This is a genomic window from Staphylococcus sp. TE8, assembly GCF_000692055.1.
In the GTDB taxonomy this organism is placed as follows: Bacteria; Bacillota; Bacilli; order Staphylococcales; family Staphylococcaceae; genus Staphylococcus; species Staphylococcus capitis.
Genome location: NZ_JMGB01000002.1, coordinates 338,582 through 357,738, shown reverse-complemented (window position 1 = coordinate 357,738; position 19,157 = coordinate 338,582). Strand labels below are relative to the sequence as shown.

Here is a 19,157-nt window from a genome sequence, read left to right as displayed (position 1 = left end):
CATAAAATTGTAAATTTAATCATAAAAAGACACATTAACTCCAAATTATTTTTAAGACTTTTCAGATAATATAAATGTAAGCGATTGCAAAAACGGGTGTGAACATAGTAGAATAAGGTAAATGATATGAACTATCATTTGAAATGTATGTCAATGTTTTGTGATTTTAATAATCTTAATAATACATAGGGGGTTAATGATAATGGTAGTACCTTTCAAAAATGAACCTGGGATTGATTTTTCAGTACAAGAAAATGTAGACCGCTTCAACGAAGTATTAAAGAAGGTCAAAGGGGAACTTGGTCAAAATATTCCGCTATTCATCAATGGTGAAAAAATAGATAAGAGTGACAAGTTTGAATCTCTAAACCCTGCAGATACATCTCAATTAATTGCTAAAGTTTCTAAAGCTTCAAAAGACGATGTAGTAAATGCGTTTCAAGCAGCGAACGAAGCTTATAAATCATGGAAGAAATGGTCTCATAAAGATCGTGCTGAATTGATGTTACGCGTTGCAGCAATTACTCGTCGTCGTAAAGAAGAAATTTCTGCTGTTATGGTATATGAAGCTGGAAAACCATGGGATGAAGCAGTAGGCGATGCTGCAGAAGGTATCGATTTTATCGAATATTATGCACGTTCAATGATGGATTTAGCAGAAGGTAAACCTGTGTTAGATCGAGAAGGTGAACATAATAGATATTTCTATAAACCCATAGGTACTGGCGTTACAATTCCGCCATGGAACTTCCCATTTGCAATTATGGCGGGTACAACACTAGCTCCAGTGGTGGCTGGTAATACAGTTCTATTAAAACCTGCAGAAGACACTGTACTTACAGCATATAAATTAATTGAAATTTTAGAGGAAGCTGGTTTACCTAAAGGTGTTGTCAACTTTGTACCTGGTGATCCTAAAGAAATAGGAGATTATTTAGTTGATCATAAAGATACACACTTTGTAACATTTACAGGTTCTCGTGCAACAGGTACACGTATCTATGAACGTAGTGCTGTAGTTCAAGAAGGACAAAACTTCTTGAAACGTGTTATCGCTGAAATGGGTGGTAAAGATGCTATTGTCGTAGATGAAAACGTTGATACGGATTTAGCAGCAGAGGCAATTGTAACGTCTGCGTTCGGATTCTCAGGACAAAAATGCTCAGCATGTTCACGAGCAATTATCCATAAAGACGTGCATGATGAAATTTTAGAGAAAGCAGTCAAACTAACTAAAGATTTAACTTTAGGTAACACGGAAAACAATACATTTATGGGACCAGTAATTAATCAGAAACAATTCGATAAAATTAAAAATTATATCGAAATTGGTAAAGAGGAAGGTAAATTAGAACAAGGTGGAGGCACGGATGACTCAACAGGTTACTTCATCGAACCAACCATCTTCTCAGGTCTTAAGTCAGCTGACCGTATTATGCAAGAAGAAATTTTTGGACCAGTTGTCGGATTTATTAAAGTTAATAGCTTTGATGAAGCAATTGATGTTGCAAACGATACTGATTATGGTTTGACAGGTGCAGTCATCACAAATAACCGTGAACACTGGATTAAAGCAGTAAATGAATATGATGTAGGTAACCTTTACCTCAACCGTGGTTGTACTGCTGCCGTAGTTGGATATCATCCATTTGGTGGTTTCAAAATGTCAGGTACAGACGCTAAAACAGGTAGTCCGGACTACTTACTTAATTTCTTAGAACAAAAAGTTGTTTCAGAAATGTTCTGATAAAATAAATAAAGCCGTTAATAGGAAGGTAAAATGAGTGTTGACTCAAATGCTTCCTATTGATGGCTTTTTCTAATTAATTTTAGAGTATAAGAATCTATTCTGTAATGCTAATGTTGATTGCTTTATGGAAAACTTTATCAATTTCTGAAGCGGGCCATTGAATGTTTTCTTGTTTAATCCACTCCATAAATCCATCTAATGTAGAACCATAGATATAAAATACTAAATCTTCTGGGATTGTTTTATCAACAGAGATACGATGAATATTTTCTTTAATATCTGCCTTCATAATATCTACACAAACTTCTTTAAATATTTTACCGAATGATACATCATCTTTTTGTACTTTTTCGATTTTTTCCAATTCTTCTTTATTTGTAAATGTAGCTTCAATTGTTTGGAAAGGATTATTTAACCGATCTTTTAAGTCGGTTGAAAAGTAATCTTTAGTGAGTAACTTGAATAGATAAACTAACAAATCATATTTGTCATAGAAATGTTTATAAAAAGTCGTCCGGTGAACCATTCCAGATTCGCAAATTTCATTAACAGAAAGAGATTCGAAACTTCTTTTCTCTAACAATTGATAAAGACTCGATGATAACGCCTTCTTAGTTTTCACTACTCTTAAGTCTTGTTCATTCATAAATATAACCTCGCTCATCTACACTGTATAGTTAAACTATATCGTCGCATTAATCATTACGCAATAACTTAGATTTATGTATAGATAATTATTTCTAAAAATAGACACATTTATCTTTTTGTAGATATTGTAAATCATAGGTAATAGGCATATGATTTTCTTATTGATAATGATTATTAATTAAGGTTAGAAAGCGTGAGTATGATGTTGAATTTAATGACTGGGATGAAAAATAAACAATATAAAGTTAAAAGTATCAATCTGAATAATAAAAGCATGTTATATCGTTTGGGAGCACTTGGTTTAAAGAAGGGCAGTCTAGTGAGTATTAAGCGTAAATGCTTATTTAATGGACCAAGTGTAATTGAAATCAATGGTCAATATCTTAGTATTAGACAATCAGATGCTCGTCAAATTGCATTAGAGGAGTAGATGATATGAATGAAAGTTATTGCATTTTAGGTAATCCTAATGTAGGTAAAACATCTCTATTCAATGCATTGACAGGATCTTATGAGTACGTTGGGAATTGGAGCGGTGTGACGGTCGAGAAAAAAGTAGGTAAATTAAAAGAAAATCTAGGACAATTAATAGATTTACCTGGTGTATACGATCTTTCACCAATCACTAAAGATGAAACAGTTGTTACAGAATTTCTAATGGAAACATCATTTACTGGAATGATTAATATCATTGATACTAGTCAAATTAAAAGAAATCTGCAATTAACTGTTCAATTGCTAGAACTCAATGTTCCTATAATCATTGGTTTAAACATGATGGATGTAGCTATTCAACATGGTTTAAAGATTAATTATGACACTCTAATGAGAAAGTTAAAAGTACCTATTTTTCCTATAGTAGCAAGAAAAGCTAAAGGTACAAACACTTTATTGCATGAACTTCAATTCTTGAAATCTGATCAAAGACAACACTTCAAAATTGATTATGGCAATGAGATTGAAGAAGCTATCGAACGACTTAGCTCAATTATCAAGAAAGAAACGTCGTATCCAAATGAACGAATACGTTTTATAGCAATTCAATATTTGCTTGATAATGTCAAAATTAACGAAGAATTAGGGGCTGAGTTGATTAATCTTCTAGAGCCCATAAAAACAAACTTAGATAAACACTCTAATATGTGCGTACGCGAACGTATAGAAGCTATAAGAGAAGCATTTATAGATAATATCTTAAAAAATGTTGTTGAATATCCGGAAGAAGAAAAACAATTTTTCACAGCTAAATTAGATAAAATTCTTATGAATAAGTATTTAGGAATTCCAATATTCTTAGGTATTATATGGCTAATATTTCAAACCACTTTCACATGGGTGGGGACGCCTTTATCTGATAAAATGGACGATTTCATCGGTGGTCAATTAACCGATTGGATAAAACTACTGATGCAACAATTGCATCTATTACCGTTTCTTCAAGACTTAATTACTGATGGTATTATTGCTGGAGTAGGTTCAGTATTAGTATTTATTCCTCAAATCGTAGTTTTATTCTTCTTTATTTCATTGCTCGAAGATTCAGGTTATATGGCTAGGATTGCCGTTTTAATGGATAAGACTATGGAATCCATTGGTTTAAGTGGAAAGTCGTTTATCCCTATGATTATTGGCTTTGGATGTAATGTTCCAAGTATTATGGCTGCGCGTAGTATTGAAAATGAAAAAGAACGACTTATTACTATTTTAATTGCACCATTTATGTCTTGTTCAGCTCGGTTACCCGTCTATGCTTTGTTCGTAGGTGTATTCTTTAAAGAATACCAATCACTTATCGTACTTAGTTTATATTTAATTGGCATTCTGATTGCTCTTTTAGTGAGTACTTTTATGAATAAATTTATTTTGAAAAATGAAGACTCGGTTTTTATCGTGGAATTACCAACATATCGTGTACCTTCAATTAGAACGTTATGGCGTAGTACATGGGAAAAGGCAAAAGGTTTTGTGAAAAAAGCAGGTACATTTATTTTCGGTGGTTCAGTAGTGATTTGGGCTTTAACTTATATGGGCCCTAATGGATTTGATGTGAAAATTAACCAAAGTTTTATGCATATACTGGGAGAAGTTTTTGCTCCTATCATTGCTCCTTTAGGTTTTGGAACTTGGCAGGCAGGAGCAACATTGATACCAGGCTTTTTAGCAAAAGAGGTTATTATTAGTTCAATGGCTATACTTTATTCTTCCAATGAGAATGGTTTAGTCAATGTGATTCAACACCAATTCACTCCAATTTCAGCATATGCGTTTATGATATTTATACTATTATATGTACCTTGTATCTCTACGGTTGCCACTATTAGAAAAGAAACATGTTCTTGGAAATGGACACTTATTGCTGTGATCTATCCAGTATTAACAGCGTACATTTTAACATTAATATTTTATCAAGTTAGCCATTTATTTACGTAAGGAAGTGATTCTATGTATGTATTATTAAACATTTTAATTATCGCAGTTATTGTAAGCTATACAGTGTATACATTATTTAAGTTCTTTAAACGATCTAAAGCAGGTCAATGTGGAAGTTGTAAATCGCAATGTCATTGCAATACCTCTTCTTCTAAAAAGTCTTCGCCATCATAGAACTAAAAAATCCTCCTCAAATAAGAACTTCTCTACTCATTTTAATAAATAAGAGTAGGGAAGTTTTTATATTAAGTAAATATTGAGTTATTATTAATTTACTTTTCTAATGATTAAACTTTTTAAAAAGTGATATATTATATGTAACTATTTTTTTAGAATGTAAATTTTTATTAATACGGAGGATTTAATAAATGAAAGGTAGCAAGAAACTAGATAGCTTACTAGAGGATAATAAGAAGAAATTAAAAAAGTTATTTAAATATGATAAAAAAGAAGCTTTGGCTTTCACAAAAGAAGATCGTGAGAAAGTCAAAGATAAGTATGGGGTTTATGTTATTTTTGATCAAAAGAAACCAGTTTACGTAGGACAAACTGGTGGGTACTCAACGACTTATAAACCTATAAATAAAGACTTATACACTAAATTAGGACAATATAACTCTCATTCAGATAGTGGTACAACAAAGTTTAGAAAAGGGTTTGCCCAAAGTAAAAACTTAGATCAATCTGATTTAAAAAGTATCACTGCTCAAGAACATAGTTTAACTTTCCAATATATTAAAGTTAAAGATGAACCTGCCTTCATAAATATTTTAGAACTTGTCGCTTTAGAGTATGCGAAAGATAAAGGTTATGAACTATATAATTTTGAATAATTAATTTTTATGATATGTGAAAAGCTGAGGCATTTATTTATTGCCTCAGCTTTTAAAGTATTCAACTTATGTTTATTAAAATTATTACGATTCACTAGTATATTAAAACAAACTTAAGAATGCTATCACCACACAACCTTCATTCAGATTGATTTTTTAATTCATCTTTATATAGGCGTCTATAATAATTAGATAATTTGAGATCATGTATAAATGAGATGATTGGTCGTGCTGTCATTTGAAGACTACCGATAACAAAGAGGACTGTGCCGGCTATCATTGTTTTATCGCTAAAGAAGAGAAAGCTTCCAACCAGAAATATTAAACCTAACACGATATCATTAATTTGATACAGTGCTTTGTAAAAAGTAGTAATTTCATTGGCATGGTTTTGACTTTTAGGACTTAAGTTATTTTTATTAAAATGAAGATCTACATCGTTTTTATGCTGAATCATATTATTACCTCCACTATGTTTATTGAGTTAAAAATTCCCATTCAATAATAGAGTTAAACTTAGCAATCGTATTATATGATAAAGGAGTTATTGAAATGCAATATCAAACGAAATTTCAATCCCCACTAGGTGAACTGCAATTAATTAGTGATGGTTATGCACTTACGCATCTTTTATATCCGAACCAACATATAGAAAATGTTAAAACAAAAGGGGACTTACCACTATTTCAAAAAGTGACTCAGTGGCTAGAACAATATTTTGAAGGTAATCATCCAGTTATAGATTTTACATTAGCACCACATGGAAGCGACTTTCAGCGTGAGGTCTGGGATGAGTTAATAAAAATAGCATATGGAGACTTAGAAACATATGGAAACATTGCAAAAAGTGTTGGTCAAAAGTTAGGTAAGTCAAAAATGTCTGCTCAAGCTGTAGGAGGGGCAGTAGGTCGTAATCCGATTTCTATCATCATACCTTGTCATCGTGTGGTAGGTAAGGATGGAAGTTTAACAGGATACGGTGGCACGATAGATAATAAAATTAAATTGCTAGAAATTGAAAATGTTGATATGTCTCAGCTTTATAGACCGAAATATAGTACAAAGCCATAAAGAAAGCTTGGGAGTCTTAGGTAAGACTTCCAAGCTTTGATATTTGTCCATGATTTATTCTGCAATATGATATTCACGAATATTGTCATTAATGTCTTTTAAGTAGAAGAGATCATTGTCTTTATCTGATTGTTCAATGTCGTGATTGAATTCTAAATCATCAAAACGTTTAAAGAATGATTCGTATTCTTCGACAGAAACTTCTGTACGATTGTTTAACAATGCTTTGTGTCCTTCAATGTCTAGATGTTTTTCGAAACCGTCTACAAGTGTTGCACTGAAGAATTCGCCAACAGAACCTGAGCCATAACTAAATAAACCAATTGTTTGACCACCTTTAAGGTCACGTGTTTCTAGTAATGAAATTAAACTTAAGTATAATGAACCAGTATAGATGTTGCCAACATAACGGTTATAATATACTGCATCTTCATATCCTGATTTTAAGCGTTCTTGTGTAGTTTCATCAGCATTATCAATGATAGAATCTAAAGCTTTTTTACCCATTTTGGTGAAAGGTACATGGAAGCATAGTGATTCGAAATCAGATAGTGTTTTACCTTGACGACGTGCATATTCATTCCAGCTTTCTTGGAATGATTTAATGTAAGCGTCTTTAGATAGTGCACCTGCAACGAGTGGGTATTTGTGACCTGTAGGACGCCAGAAGTCGTAAACATCTTCGGTATAAGCAACTGCATCATCGTTTAGTGTTAATATGCTAGGCTCATGAGAAATCATCATTGCTACAGCACCAGCCCCTTGAGTAGGTTCTCCGCCTGAGTTAATACCATAACGTGCAGTATCACTTGCGATAACTAGAACTTTCTCGTTGGGACGTTGTGCAAGATAGTCTTTAGCAAGTTGGATTGCAGGAGTTGCAGCATAACATGCTTCTTTCATTTCAAAGCAACGTGCGAAGGGTTGAATACCTAATAAATTATGAATTTGAACTGCTGCAGCTTTGGCATTATCAATAGCAGATTCAGTTGCTACAATTACCATTCCAATATTCTTTTTATCTTCGTCTGTTATAATATCTTTAGCAGCATTAGCACCCATCGATACGATATCTTGGTTGACAGGACTTACTGCCATTTCAGTTTGTCCGATTCCTATTAAGAATTTATTTGGATCAACTTGGCGTGCTTCTGCAAGCTTTGCCATGTCTACATAATATTTTGGTACATAAAAGTTTATTTTATCGATACCTATGTTCATAAGGCGAATCATCCTTTCAGTTTTAAAGTAGCATTAGTATCATATCAAACCAATACAATGTTATACAATGAAATATAACAGAATATTTCATCAAAGTATAATAGAAATGTAAGCGTTTTACACGATGAATTGTTATCATTAAATTAATCGTCTATATGGTATGATTGGAAATTTAATTTTCCGGAAAATAAATATTTAAAAGTTTAAAATAACTTGAAAGATACATATAAAAGGAGTTTACTCATGAAAAGTTTAGAAAAAGGATTTAGACATTTATCTCGAGAGGATAAATTAAAGCAATTAGTCGAGTATGGATGGCTCAATACTGATAATTATGATTCATTACTTAGTCATCCTCTTATTAATGAAGAAGTGGCAAATAGTTTGATTGAGAATGTAATTGGTCAAGGCACTCTACCAGTTGGACTATTACCTAAAATTATTGTTGATGATAAAGAATATGTGGTGCCAATGATGGTTGAAGAGCCTTCAGTAGTGGCTGCCGCAAGTTATGGAGCGAAACTTGTTAACCAAAGTGGTGGCTTTAAAACAATCTCAAGTCAAAGATTAATGATCGGTCAAATTGTGTTTGACGATATTGAAGATACAGAACAATTATCTAAAGATATCCAAGCACTTGAACCACAAATACATCAAATTGCTGATGAGGCTTATCCATCTATTAAAGAACGTGGGGGCGGTTACCAACGTATTGAAATAGATACGTTCCCTGAGCAACATTTACTATCATTGAAAGTATATGTTGATACTAAAGATGCGATGGGCGCTAATATGTTAAATACAATTCTTGAAGCAATCACTGCTCATCTTAAAAACGAATTCCCTGAAAAAGATGTTTTAATGAGTATTTTATCTAATCACGCGACGGCTTCAGTAGTTAAAGTGCAAGGCGAAATAGATGTTAACGATTTAAATAGAGGTGAGAGAAGTGGCGAAGAGGTAGCACACCGTATGGAACGTGCCTCAGTATTAGCTCAAGTTGATATTCATCGTGCAGCTACTCACAACAAAGGTGTAATGAATGGTATTCACGCAGTAGTTCTTGCTACAGGTAACGATACAAGAGGTGCTGAAGCGAGTGCACATGCATATGCTAGTCGTGATGGTCAATATAGAGGAATTGCGACTTGGAAATATGATAAAGAACGTGGAAAATTAATCGGTACAATTGAAGTGCCTATGACCTTGGCGATTGTGGGTGGTGGCACGAAGGTATTACCTATTGCAAAAGCTTCGCTCGATTTACTCAATGTAGCGTCAGCCCAAGAGTTAGGTCATGTTGTAGCTGCAGTTGGTTTAGCTCAAAACTTTTCAGCTTGTCGTGCGCTTGTATCAGAAGGTATACAGCAAGGACATATGAGCTTACAATATAAATCATTAGCAATTGTTGTTGGAGCACAAGGTGAAGAAATTGCTAAAGTTGCGGAAGCATTGAAACATGAAACACGCGCTAATACAGCTAAAGCTAAAGAAATTTTAGAAAAATTACGTCAATCATAATTAAAAAGCCATCAAACGGGTAATGAATTCCATAAGTAAATGTTGATATGGTTTCATACTTGTTTGATGGCTTATTTTATATTAATAAATATAATTATAATGACGTGCTGATGATTTACTAATAATACGTGTTCCGTAACCTAAAGGAACATTATAATTATACTCTGAGATTTTAATGCTTCCACTATTGTAAACTTTCTCTACAATTGCCACGTGCCCATAATAACCTGCAGTAGATTGCATAACAGCGTATTTTTTTGGTTTGTGTCCCGTTGAGTAACCTGAACGGCGTGCGTTGTAGTACCAGTTCCTAGCATTTCCCCATCTATTAGAAACAGGCTTTCCTAATTGAACTCGACGTTTATAGGCCCACCAAGTGCATTGATGTTTGCTGTAATAATTATATGAAGCAGCGTGTGATACGTGCGTATGTTCTATAGTTTGATATGTTAAAGTTCCAGTGAACATGATTCCAGTAGCGATAATAATACGTGATAATAATTTTTTAAGTTTCATTGCTTCTCCCCAAAAAATGTATTTATTTTTTTACCGTATATATAATAATCTTTAAAAATACGTAATACAATATAAGAAACGAATTGTACAAGCAAATGTAATGTTCTTGAAATATTGTATTTCTTTTTGTAATAAAGTTAATATTGTATGCAATTTACAATGAAAAAGACGCCCCGTAGGACGTCTTGCGAGATGATTAACTCCATGCATTCATGTATAAAGAATATGTTAAACGTAATGTATTAACGGTCATTATACATTTTGGGTGAATTGGTTGAAAACAGCAAGTGCGCGTTTGATCACTGTCACAGGTATGTTTTCAGGACATGGATTATTTCGAAAATATGTCAATATTTCACTATGGCTCTTCACTTCTTTAGGAAAATTGATATCTTGATTAATCCAATCAACCAATTCACCTAACGGTGTGTCATCACCATGGAAACTTTGCATAAATTCGTAAAAGCTCAATTCCTCACCTCAAAAAATGTAATATGAGCCACAGACATTGTAACATATTTTAATTATTTAAAAATACTTGTTAATAAAGAATTTTGACTATGCAATTCTTTTAGGAAAATTATTAATCGCTAAAAAGGTCAATCATATTGTATAATTAATATATTATTTATAAAAAAGGGGGATATGCGTGGACATTAAACACATGAAATATTTCGTCGAAGTCGTAAAACAAGGTGGAATGACAAACGCATCTAAATCTTTATACATCGCTCAGCCTACAATAAGTAAAGCAATTAAAGATATCGAAGCAGAAATGGCTGTCCCCTTATTCGATAGAAGTAAAAGAAATTTAGTACTTACAGATGCTGGGAAAATTTTCTTCAATAAATGTAAAGAAATTATTTCTTTATATGATAACTTGCCTACAGAAATTAATAGTCTGTATGGGTTAGAAACAGGGCATATTAACATTAGTATGTCTGCAGTTATGAGTATGCGTAAATTTATAGGGATTTTGGGTGATTTTCATCAATTATATCCAAATATCACTTATAATCTTATCGAAAGTGGAGGGAAAACCACAGAGAACCTTATCTTAAATGATGAAGTGGATATCGGTGTAACGACTTTACCGGTCGATCATCATTTATTTGAATCTATTTCACTCAATAAAGAAGATTTAAGAGTAGTTTTACATAGGGAACATCCATTAGCTTATAAAACTAAAATTAAGATGGAAGAACTCGCTGAAGAGAATTTTATACTATTTAATGAAGATTTTTATTTGAATGATAAAATTATCGAAAATGCTAAAAACGCTGGGTTCGTTCCTAATATGGCTTCTCAAATTTCACAATGGAACGTTATCGAGAATCTCATCATCAATAAGTTAGGAATTACAATATTACCTGCAACTATCTCAGAGTTATTAAATGATGATGTGAAAATGATTCAACTCGAAAATGCTAATACAGAATGGGAACTTGGCGTAGTGTGGAAAAAAGATAAGCGTTTAAGTCATGCGACAAATAAATGGATAGAGTTCTTAAAAGAAAAATTGACTGAACAAAAGTAGAGTAATATGTTCGCCTCAATTGTAATTGATTATTAAGACTACAATAGCCAGTTCATATCTTTTATTTATGAGTTGGCTATTGAGTCATGATAAATTTGTATTTTTACGTTACAAATCAATGCTAATAACAGTTGACGATTCAGAGATTAAGAATCGAGGATGATATGTAAACGGTTTCATAGATTAGAGGAATAGAAAACATTCTTAAAATGTATTTTTACTATAGAAGAGTCAGTATTATAATAGTAAATAACACTGAAAAAAGTTAGTAACAATTTAGACACAATTTGATAGAAAGGGATGTTGACTATGTATAGGGCTAAATTTTTGGTTAAGTTAGTACTTCAACTTGCACTGATATTACTGATTACCTATATAGGAACAGAAGTGCAGAAATTATTACACATCCCACTAGCAGGTAGTATAGTTGGTTTAATTTTGTTCTTCTTACTTTTACAGTTTAAGATTATTCCAGAAATTTGGATTGATGTAGGGGCTAATTTCTTACTCAAGACAATGGTATTTTTCTTTATCCCATCAGTGGTAGGTATTATGGATGTAGCTTCTGATATTACGTTAAATTATGTATTATTCTTTATCGTAATTATTATAGGTACATGTGTAGTTGCTTTATCTTCAGGCTTTATAGCTGAAAAAATGGTAGGAAAAGACAAAATAACTAAAGGGACAGATCAGTCATGAATGATTATTTACAAGCCGTTCTCATGATATTATTAACAGTCATTTTGTACTATGGTTCTAAGCGACTCCAAGATAAATATAAAAATCCATTATTAAACCCTGCGCTGATAGCATCAATTGGGATAATAATTATACTATTAGTTTTCGGAGTGAGTTACAAAGGGTATATGAAAGGTGGTACATGGATTAACCATGTATTAAATGCAACAGTCGTCTGTCTTGCTTATCCACTATATGAAAACAGACACAAAATAAAGAAATATCTGTCTATCATTTTTGCAAGCGTACTGACTGGTGTACTTCTTAATTTTGTGTTAGTATTTACAACGTTGAAAATCTTTGGTTATTCTAAAGACACGATTGTCACCCTGTTACCAAGATCAATCACTGCAGCAGTTGGTATTGAAGTTTCCCAAGAATTGGGAGGCACAGATACAATGACTGTACTCTTTATTATAACTACAGGTTTAATCGGCAGTATTTTAGGTTCAATGTTATTGCGTATGGGAGGTTTCAAATCCTCTATTGCTAGAGGATTAACTTATGGAAATGCTTCACACGCCTTCGGTACTGCAAAAGCATTGGAATTAGATATAGAATCAGGAGCATTTAGTTCTATTGGTATGATTCTTACGGCTGTCATAAGTTCAGTCTTAATACCAATACTGATTTTAGTGTTTTACTAAAGGGAAAGATGTACTCGTATACTAGAAAGGGAGGCTATTTGTAAAAATGGCAAAAATTAAAGCAAATGAAGCATTAGTTAAAGCATTACAAGCTTGGGATATTGACCACTTATATGGTATTCCAGGTGACTCAATTGACGCAGTAGTAGATAGCTTACGTACAGTAAGAGATCAATTTAAATTCTACCACGTTCGTCACGAAGAAGTAGCAAGTTTAGCTGCTGGTAGTTACACAAAAATGACAGGTAAAATTGGTGTTGCATTAAGTATCGGTGGACCTGGTTTAGTTCACTTATTAAACGGTATGTATGATGCTAAAATGGACAACGTTCCTCAATTAATTTTATCAGGTCAAACTAATAGTACTTTATTAGGTACTAAAGCATTCCAAGAAACTAATCTTTCTAAATTATGTGAAGACGTTGCTGTATACAACCACCAAATCCAAAAAGGTGACAACGTATTTGAAATCGTTAATGAAGCAATCCGTACAGCTTATGAGAAAAAAGGTGTAGCGGTAGTTATTTGTCCTAACGACTTATTAACTCAAAAAATTAAAGATACTACAAACCGTGCAGTAGATACTACTAAACCTAAACCAGTATCTCCTAAATTCAAGAGCATTAAAAAAGCTGCTAAATTAATTGATAAAGCTAAAAAACCAGTAATGATTATTGGTATGGGTACTCAACACGCTAAAGAAGAATTACGTGAATTTATCGAAGCTGCTAAAATCCCAGTAATTCACACATTACCAGCTAAAACAATCTTACCTGATGATCATCCATACAGCATTGGTAACTTAGGTAAAATTGGTACTAAAACATCTTATCAAACAATCCAAGATGCTGATTTATTAATCATGGCTGGTACAAACTATCCTTACGTAGACTATCTACCTAAGAAAAACATTAAAGCTATCCAAATTGATACAAACGAAGCTAACTTAGGTCATCGTTTCAACATCAATGTTGGTATTTTAGGCGATAGTAAAGTTGCTTTCCATCAACTAACTGAAAATATTAAACACGTTGCTAAACGTCAATTCTTAGATAAAACATTAGAACGTAAAGCTGTTTGGGATAAATGGATGGAACAAGATAAAAATAATAATAAATCACCATTACGTCCAGAACGCTTAATGAAAGCAATCAATGCTAACTTAAAAGATGATGCTATTATCTCAGCAGACGTTGGTACTGCTACAGTTTGGTCAACTCGTTACCTAAACTTATCAGTTAATAACAAATTCATCATCTCAAGTTGGTTAGGTACTATGGGTTGCGGTCTTCCAGGTGCTATGGCAGCTAAAATTGCTTACCCTAACCGTCAAGCTGTTGCTATCGCTGGTGACGGTGCATTCCAAATGGTAATGCAAGACTTCGCAACTGCAGTTCAATATGATTTACCAATGACTGTATTCGTATTAAACAATAAACAATTATCATTCATTAAATATGAACAACAAGCTGCTGGTGAATTAGAATATGCGATTGATTTCTCTGATATGGATCACGCTAAATTCGCTGAAGCTGCTGGTGGTAAAGGTTATGTTGTTAGAGATGCTAGTCGTTTAGACGATATCGTTGAAGAAGCTATGGCTCAAGACGTTCCAACTATCGTAGACGTACACGTTGATCCAAACGCTGCACCATTACCAGGTAAAATCGTTAACGAAGAAGCATTAGGTTATAGTAGATGGGCTTACAGATCAATCACTGAAGATAAAAACTTAGACTTTGATCAAATCCCACCAATCTCTGTAGCAGCTAAACGTTTCTTATAATAGATGATTTACAGAACTCGACTTATTAAGTCGGGTTCTTTTTATATAAAAAATAAAAAAATTGTCTTGTAAACGCTTTATTAACTGTGTATACTTAGTGTAAATAAATATTAAATATTGCGTGTTACTGGTTATGCAGGCATGAGCAAATGAGGTTTACCATCTTTTTGAGTTATTAAAGAAAATGATGGTCTTGTTTGTTCATGTCTTTTTTTATGCCATTACATGTATCAACTATAGATGGAGAGGAATGTTTAATATGTTTAAAAAGCTATTTGGGCAGTTACAACGTATTGGTAAAGCATTAATGCTACCAGTAGCAATATTACCTGCTGCCGGAATCTTGCTTGCATTTGGTAATGCAATGCATAATGAACAACTTGTTCACCTTGCACCGTGGTTAAACCATCCTGTGTTTGTAGCAATTTCTTCAGTTATGGAAGCCTCAGGACAAGTGGTTTTTGACAATTTACCATTATTATTTGCAATCGGAACAGCACTTGGTTTAGCAGGAGGAGACGGTGTAGCAGCACTTGCAGCACTAGTAGGTTACCTTATTATGAATGCGACAATGGGTAAAGTACTACATATCACTATTGATGATATATTCTCATACGCAAATGGTGCTAAGGAATTAAGCCAAGCAGCTAAAGATCCTGCTCATGCATTAATTCTTGGAATTCCGACACTTCAAACAGGTGTATTCGGTGGTATTATCATGGGGGCCTTAGCTGCATGGTGTTATAACAAATTTTATAACATTACATTACCAGCATTCTTAGGTTTCTTTGCAGGGAAGCGTTTTGTACCTATCGTGACATCAGTTGTCGCAATTGCGACAGGTATCATATTAAGTTTTGTTTGGCCGCCTATTCAAGATGGTTTAAATGGGCTTTCAAACTTCTTATTGAATAAGAACTTAACTTTAACTACGTTTATTTTTGGGATTATTGAGCGATCACTTATTCCATTCGGTCTGCATCACATTTTCTATGCACCATTTTGGTTTGAATTTGGCCATTATACAAATCACGCTGGAGATTTAGTACGTGGAGACCAAAGAATTTGGATGGCACAATTGAAAGATGGCGTGCCATTTACAGCTGGCGCATTCACTACAGGTAAATATCCATTCATGATGTTTGGTTTACCAGCGGCAGCATTCGCCATTTATAAAAATGCTCGCCCAGAACGTAAGAAAGTTGTTGGAGGTTTAATGTTATCAGCAGCTTTAACTTCTTTCTTAACAGGTATTACTGAACCATTAGAGTTCTCATTCTTATTTGTGGCACCCATTTTATATGTGATTCATGTATTTTTAGCAGGTACTTCTTTCTTGGTCATGCACTTGTTAGGTGTAAAAATAGGTATGACTTTCTCCGGAGGGTTTATTGATTATATTTTATACGGTTTACTTAACTGGCATCGTACAAACGCGCTTTGGGTTATTCCAGTAGGTATTGTGTATGCGATTGTGTATTATTTCTTATTTGATTTTGCAATTAGAAAATTCAAATTAAAAACACCTGGTCGTGAAGATAAAGAACAAGAGATACGCAATTCAAGTGTTGCTAAATTACCATTTGATGTATTAGATGCTATGGGCGGTAAAGAAAATATTAAACATCTATATGCTTGTATTACACGTCTTAGAGTTGAAGTCGCAGATAAATCGAAGGTAGACGTTCAAGGATTGAAAGCGTTAGGTGCCTCTGGAGTTCTAGAAGTAGGAAATAACATGCAAGCTATATTTGGCCCAAAATCAGATCAAATTAAGCATGACATGGCAAAGATTATGAGTGGAGAAATTACTAAACCTAGTGAGACAACAGTAACTGAAGAGATTTCTGATGAACCAGTTCATGTAGAAGACGTCATTGAAACTGAAATTTATTCACCTGGACATGGTCAAATGATTCCATTAACGGATGTTCCGGATAAAGTTTTCTCTGAAAAAATGATGGGCGATGGCGTAGGTTTCATTCCTGAAAAAGGCGAAATTGTAGCACCATTTGATGGTACAGTTAAAACCATCTTCCCAACGAAACATGCGATTGGTTTAGAATCAGATACAGGTGTAGAAGTCTTAATTCACATTGGTATCGATACAGTTAAATTGAATGGACAGGGCTTTGAAAGCTTTGTTCAAGCTGATGAAACTGTAACACAAGGTCAACCTTTAATGAAAATTGATTTAGCTTACCTAAAAGATAACGCACCAAGTATTGTTACGCCGGTAATTATCACAAATTTAGGTGATAAAACATTAACAATTGAAGATGTTAAATCTGTAGATCCAGGAAAAGTTATAATGAAAATTAAATAACACATAATTGGTAGTGCATATTTTTGAGATTTCAAAGATGTGCACTTTTTTTGTATAACATTGACAACGGTAACAATATATAGCAATGTAGTAATGTAAGTTACATAAATGTTGTCACTAAAGCTGGAGGTCAAAAGTATGTGTGATTCTAAAATAAACAAGAATTCTAGAGTTAGACATCAAGGGAACAAGATAATCAATGTTCTCATTTACGTAATAATGATAGTCGTAATACATGTTCCTGTGGGTTTATCACTTGTTGCACTTCCATTATCTTTAAGACTGAATGATTGGTATACCATAGCGATGAGTATGTTTATTCTAGGAATTACACTTTTAATAATTTGGGGGATAAGATCCTATTATTTATATCGTACTTATGAATATCAAGATTTTAAGATGAGTATTAAAGATATCTTTATCAATATTGGTTTTTTCTTTCTCGTAATACTCTGTAGTATTAGTGCGAATGCTTTAATGTTTATTTTTACAGGTAATTCAAACACACAAAATCAGGAAACAATAGATGACAGTTTAAGTTCACTTATGGATAAAAGCCATTTACCTCATCCCACTATTGTATTAGTAACCGTATTGTGTCTTTGTATCATAGGACCATATTTAGAAGAATTGGTATTTAGAGGAATCTTTAAGGAAACTTTATTTATGAAATGCCGCTTTTGGCTACCCTTAATATTTTCATCATTGATATTCAGCTCTCAACATCTATCATCAAATATATTTTCTTATGCAATTTATTTTTTAATGGGAATTATTCTCTATATTGCTTATGATAGAAGGCGAAACTTGAAGGACAGTATGATGGTACATATATTTAACAATTCTTTAACAACGCTACCTTTTTTAATTATTTACTTATATTTCTATTTTAAATAATAATGAAAGTTTTGATTTAGCAAAAAGCATTTAATTCAAACTTGGTCATCTGTCACATAATGATTAAGTAAGAATTAAATGCTTATTTTTTTAGTGTATAAAAAAGGGTATATTATACTGGAGTAATATCATTCTCTATAAGTAACTTAATTGCTTTATGGTCAGTTGCATTTCTAAATAATTCGTAGGCATTTTCAATATCACTTAATTTACTATAATGTGTAACTAATTGTTCAGGTTGAATAATTTTACTTTTTAAAGCTTCTAACAATTCTTCAGTTGTATTACCAGAAACTAATCCTGTGGTTACATTGATATTTTTAATCCAAAGTTTGTCTATATCAAATTGAACAGGTAGACCATGAACGCCGACGTTCGCAATCGTACCATCGACACCAATGAGTTTTTGACATAAGTCAAATGTTTGTGGGATACCTACTGCCTCAATGGCTACATCTACACCGCGAGAATTTAATTCTTTCACTTTTTGTATAGCCTCTTCGACATTTTTAGAATTAATTAAATGCGTTGCACCAAGGGAGCGGGCTGTTTGTAATCGGTTATCGTCTAAATCAATCATGATTATTTTAGAAGGAGAGAAGAATTGTGCAGTTAACAGTGTAGCTAAACCAACTGGACCAGCACCTACTATTGCAACAGTGCTTCCTGGTTTGACCTTTCCTTTTAATACACCAATTTCATAACCTGTTGGTAAAATGTCTGATAGCATTACAAGTGCTTCATCAGGTAAAGAAGCGGGGGCATGATATAAAGAGTTATCTGCGAAAGGAACTTTAACATACTCAGCTTGAGTACCATTGATTAAGTGCCCAAGAATCCATCCGCCATCATTTTCACAATGAGCGTATATACCTTTTTTACAGTAGTAACACTTACCACATGAAGAAACAGCAGATACGATAACTTTATCACCGACTTTAAAGTTATTAACGTTGCTACCAACAGATTCTACAATACCAATACCTTCATGACCTAAAGTTGTATTTTCAGTAACTTCAGGAGTATCTCCTTTAATAATATGTAAATCAGTTCCACAAATTGTTGTTTTAACCATTCTTATAATAGCATCAGTACTTTCAGTAATTTCTGGTTTTTCTTTATCAATGAGTTCGGCCACTCCGGGTTTAACATAGTTGTATGCTTTCATTAGCAAAACCTCCTAATATTGTGAATATTTTCACAATAATTATACCATGCTTCTTGTAAGCGGTT

At 33.2% G+C, this 19,157-nt stretch carries 19 protein-coding genes; 13 read left to right on the top strand and 6 right to left on the bottom strand.

The features are described from left to right. Nucleotides 1-202 precede the first annotated feature (202 nt). Nucleotides 203-1,747, top strand: coding sequence for an L-glutamate gamma-semialdehyde dehydrogenase (gene pruA / locus CM54_RS08135; protein ID WP_037550504.1), 1,545 nt, complete (start codon nt 203-205; stop codon nt 1,745-1,747). Between the two features lie 97 nt (nt 1,748-1,844). Here the strand turns inward: pruA and CM54_RS08130 are convergent, their stop codons facing one another. Beyond that, nucleotides 1,845-2,396 carry a TetR/AcrR family transcriptional regulator gene (locus CM54_RS08130; RefSeq protein WP_002432688.1) on the bottom strand — a complete coding sequence of 184 codons (552 nt, stop codon included), beginning with the start codon at nt 2,394-2,396 and terminating at the stop codon, nt 1,845-1,847. 204 nt (nt 2,397-2,600) lie between these two features. Here CM54_RS08130 and CM54_RS08125 point away from each other — a divergent pair, with 204 nt between their 5' ends. From CM54_RS08125 to CM54_RS08115, 4 genes are all read left to right on the top strand, one after another. Beyond that, the gene (locus tag CM54_RS08125) at nt 2,601-2,828 is read left to right on the top strand and encodes a FeoA family protein (protein ID WP_002432860.1); all 228 of its coding nucleotides are present in this window, start codon (nt 2,601-2,603) and stop codon (nt 2,826-2,828) included. Nucleotides 2,829-2,833: 5 nt separating this feature from the next. After that, nucleotides 2,834-4,828, top strand: a complete 1,995-nt coding sequence (feoB, locus tag CM54_RS08120) for a ferrous iron transport protein B (protein WP_037550501.1) — start codon at nt 2,834-2,836, stop codon at nt 4,826-4,828. Between the two features lie 12 nt (nt 4,829-4,840). Further along, nucleotides 4,841-5,002, top strand: coding sequence for a FeoB-associated Cys-rich membrane protein (locus CM54_RS12365; protein ID WP_023351110.1), 162 nt, complete (start codon nt 4,841-4,843; stop codon nt 5,000-5,002). 194 nt (nt 5,003-5,196) lie between these two features. Next, nucleotides 5,197-5,661, top strand: a complete 465-nt coding sequence (locus CM54_RS08115) for a hypothetical protein (RefSeq protein ID WP_002469886.1) — start codon at nt 5,197-5,199, stop codon at nt 5,659-5,661. A 139-nt stretch (nt 5,662-5,800) separates the two neighbouring features. Here the strand turns inward: CM54_RS08115 and CM54_RS08110 are convergent, their stop codons facing one another. Then, a complete protein-coding gene (locus tag CM54_RS08110) occupies nt 5,801-6,118 on the bottom strand; it encodes a YrhK family protein (protein WP_002432691.1) in 318 nt (105 codons plus the stop codon). 95 nt (nt 6,119-6,213) lie between these two features. Between CM54_RS08110 and CM54_RS08105 the strand changes: the two genes are divergently transcribed. Continuing rightward, the gene (locus CM54_RS08105; protein ID WP_037550498.1) at nt 6,214-6,732 is read left to right on the top strand and encodes a methylated-DNA--[protein]-cysteine S-methyltransferase; all 519 of its coding nucleotides are present in this window, start codon (nt 6,214-6,216) and stop codon (nt 6,730-6,732) included. 54 nt (nt 6,733-6,786) lie between these two features. On the opposite strand, the gene CM54_RS08100 is transcribed toward CM54_RS08105, so the two are convergent. Further along, nucleotides 6,787-7,953: a hydroxymethylglutaryl-CoA synthase gene (locus CM54_RS08100; RefSeq protein ID WP_037550496.1), complete on the bottom strand. Its 1,167-nt coding sequence runs from the start codon at nt 7,951-7,953 to the stop codon at nt 6,787-6,789. A gap of 213 nt (nt 7,954-8,166) precedes the next feature. Here CM54_RS08100 and CM54_RS08095 point away from each other — a divergent pair, with 213 nt between their 5' ends. Continuing rightward, nucleotides 8,167-9,474 (top strand): hydroxymethylglutaryl-CoA reductase, degradative, encoded by a 1,308-nt coding sequence (locus CM54_RS08095; RefSeq protein WP_255297804.1) that lies wholly within the window; start codon nt 8,167-8,169, stop codon nt 9,472-9,474. A gap of 81 nt (nt 9,475-9,555) precedes the next feature. Here CM54_RS08095 and CM54_RS08090 read toward each other — a convergent pair whose 3' ends face one another. Together CM54_RS08090 and CM54_RS08085 are read right to left on the bottom strand one after the other, a co-directional pair. Continuing rightward, complete coding sequence (locus tag CM54_RS08090) at nt 9,556-9,990, bottom strand: CHAP domain-containing protein (protein WP_002432351.1); 435 nt, start codon at nt 9,988-9,990, stop codon at nt 9,556-9,558. A 252-nt stretch (nt 9,991-10,242) separates the two neighbouring features. Continuing rightward, nucleotides 10,243-10,461: a sterile alpha motif-like domain-containing protein gene (locus CM54_RS08085; RefSeq protein WP_002432484.1), complete on the bottom strand. Its 219-nt coding sequence runs from the start codon at nt 10,459-10,461 to the stop codon at nt 10,243-10,245. A 178-nt stretch (nt 10,462-10,639) separates the two neighbouring features. On the opposite strand from CM54_RS08085, the gene cidR reads away from it, so the two are divergent. The 6 genes from cidR (at nt 10,640) to CM54_RS08055 (ending at nt 17,924) form a co-directional block, all read left to right on the top strand. Next, a complete protein-coding gene (gene cidR / locus CM54_RS08080; protein ID WP_002432609.1) occupies nt 10,640-11,527 on the top strand; it encodes a cidABC operon transcriptional activator CidR in 888 nt (295 codons plus the stop codon). Nucleotides 11,528-11,836: 309 nt separating this feature from the next. Then, a complete protein-coding gene (locus CM54_RS08075; RefSeq protein WP_037550491.1) occupies nt 11,837-12,229 on the top strand; it encodes a CidA/LrgA family protein in 393 nt (130 codons plus the stop codon). Beyond that, the gene (locus CM54_RS08070) at nt 12,226-12,915 is read left to right on the top strand and encodes an LrgB family protein (RefSeq protein WP_002432680.1); all 690 of its coding nucleotides are present in this window, start codon (nt 12,226-12,228) and stop codon (nt 12,913-12,915) included. The genes CM54_RS08075 and CM54_RS08070 overlap by 4 nt, the downstream gene beginning before the upstream one ends. A gap of 46 nt (nt 12,916-12,961) precedes the next feature. Continuing rightward, a complete protein-coding gene (locus CM54_RS08065; protein ID WP_023351115.1) occupies nt 12,962-14,701 on the top strand; it encodes a pyruvate oxidase in 1,740 nt (579 codons plus the stop codon). Nucleotides 14,702-14,960: 259 nt separating this feature from the next. Continuing rightward, nucleotides 14,961-17,027: a glucose-specific PTS transporter subunit IIBC gene (gene ptsG, locus CM54_RS08060; RefSeq protein WP_037550486.1), complete on the top strand. Its 2,067-nt coding sequence runs from the start codon at nt 14,961-14,963 to the stop codon at nt 17,025-17,027. 138 nt (nt 17,028-17,165) lie between these two features. Beyond that, nucleotides 17,166-17,924, top strand: coding sequence for a CPBP family intramembrane glutamic endopeptidase (locus tag CM54_RS08055; protein WP_037550483.1), 759 nt, complete (start codon nt 17,166-17,168; stop codon nt 17,922-17,924). A gap of 112 nt (nt 17,925-18,036) precedes the next feature. On the opposite strand, the gene CM54_RS08050 is transcribed toward CM54_RS08055, so the two are convergent. Continuing rightward, nucleotides 18,037-19,092 carry a zinc-dependent alcohol dehydrogenase family protein gene (locus tag CM54_RS08050; protein ID WP_037550466.1) on the bottom strand — a complete coding sequence of 352 codons (1,056 nt, stop codon included), beginning with the start codon at nt 19,090-19,092 and terminating at the stop codon, nt 18,037-18,039. Nucleotides 19,093-19,157: the final 65 nt, after the last annotated feature.

Excerpts from the sequence above, each read along its gene's own strand:
- CM54_RS08065 (WP_023351115.1), top strand. The coding sequence starts at position 12,962 with ATGGCAAAAATTAAAGCAAATGAAGCATTAGTTAAAGCATTACAAGCT.
- CM54_RS08050 (WP_037550466.1), bottom strand. The coding sequence starts at position 19,092 with ATGAAAGCATACAACTATGTTAAACCCGGAGTGGCCGAACTCATTGAT.
- feoB (WP_037550501.1), top strand. The coding sequence starts at position 2,834 with ATGAATGAAAGTTATTGCATTTTAGGTAATCCTAATGTAGGTAAAACA.
- CM54_RS08110 (WP_002432691.1), bottom strand. The coding sequence starts at position 6,118 with ATGATTCAGCATAAAAACGATGTAGATCTTCATTTTAATAAAAATAAC.
- CM54_RS08090 (WP_002432351.1), bottom strand. The coding sequence starts at position 9,990 with ATGAAACTTAAAAAATTATTATCACGTATTATTATCGCTACTGGAATC.
- CM54_RS08075 (WP_037550491.1), top strand. The coding sequence starts at position 11,837 with ATGTATAGGGCTAAATTTTTGGTTAAGTTAGTACTTCAACTTGCACTG.
- ptsG (WP_037550486.1), top strand. The coding sequence starts at position 14,961 with ATGTTTAAAAAGCTATTTGGGCAGTTACAACGTATTGGTAAAGCATTA.
- pruA (WP_037550504.1), top strand. The coding sequence starts at position 203 with ATGGTAGTACCTTTCAAAAATGAACCTGGGATTGATTTTTCAGTACAA.
- CM54_RS08115 (WP_002469886.1), top strand. The coding sequence starts at position 5,197 with ATGAAAGGTAGCAAGAAACTAGATAGCTTACTAGAGGATAATAAGAAG.
- CM54_RS08125 (WP_002432860.1), top strand. The coding sequence starts at position 2,601 with ATGTTGAATTTAATGACTGGGATGAAAAATAAACAATATAAAGTTAAA.
- CM54_RS08100 (WP_037550496.1), bottom strand. The coding sequence starts at position 7,953 with ATGAACATAGGTATCGATAAAATAAACTTTTATGTACCAAAATATTAT.
- CM54_RS08105 (WP_037550498.1), top strand. The coding sequence starts at position 6,214 with ATGCAATATCAAACGAAATTTCAATCCCCACTAGGTGAACTGCAATTA.
- CM54_RS08055 (WP_037550483.1), top strand. The coding sequence starts at position 17,166 with ATGTGTGATTCTAAAATAAACAAGAATTCTAGAGTTAGACATCAAGGG.
- CM54_RS08130 (WP_002432688.1), bottom strand. The coding sequence starts at position 2,396 with ATGAATGAACAAGACTTAAGAGTAGTGAAAACTAAGAAGGCGTTATCA.
- CM54_RS08070 (WP_002432680.1), top strand. The coding sequence starts at position 12,226 with ATGAATGATTATTTACAAGCCGTTCTCATGATATTATTAACAGTCATT.
- CM54_RS12365 (WP_023351110.1), top strand. The coding sequence starts at position 4,841 with ATGTATGTATTATTAAACATTTTAATTATCGCAGTTATTGTAAGCTAT.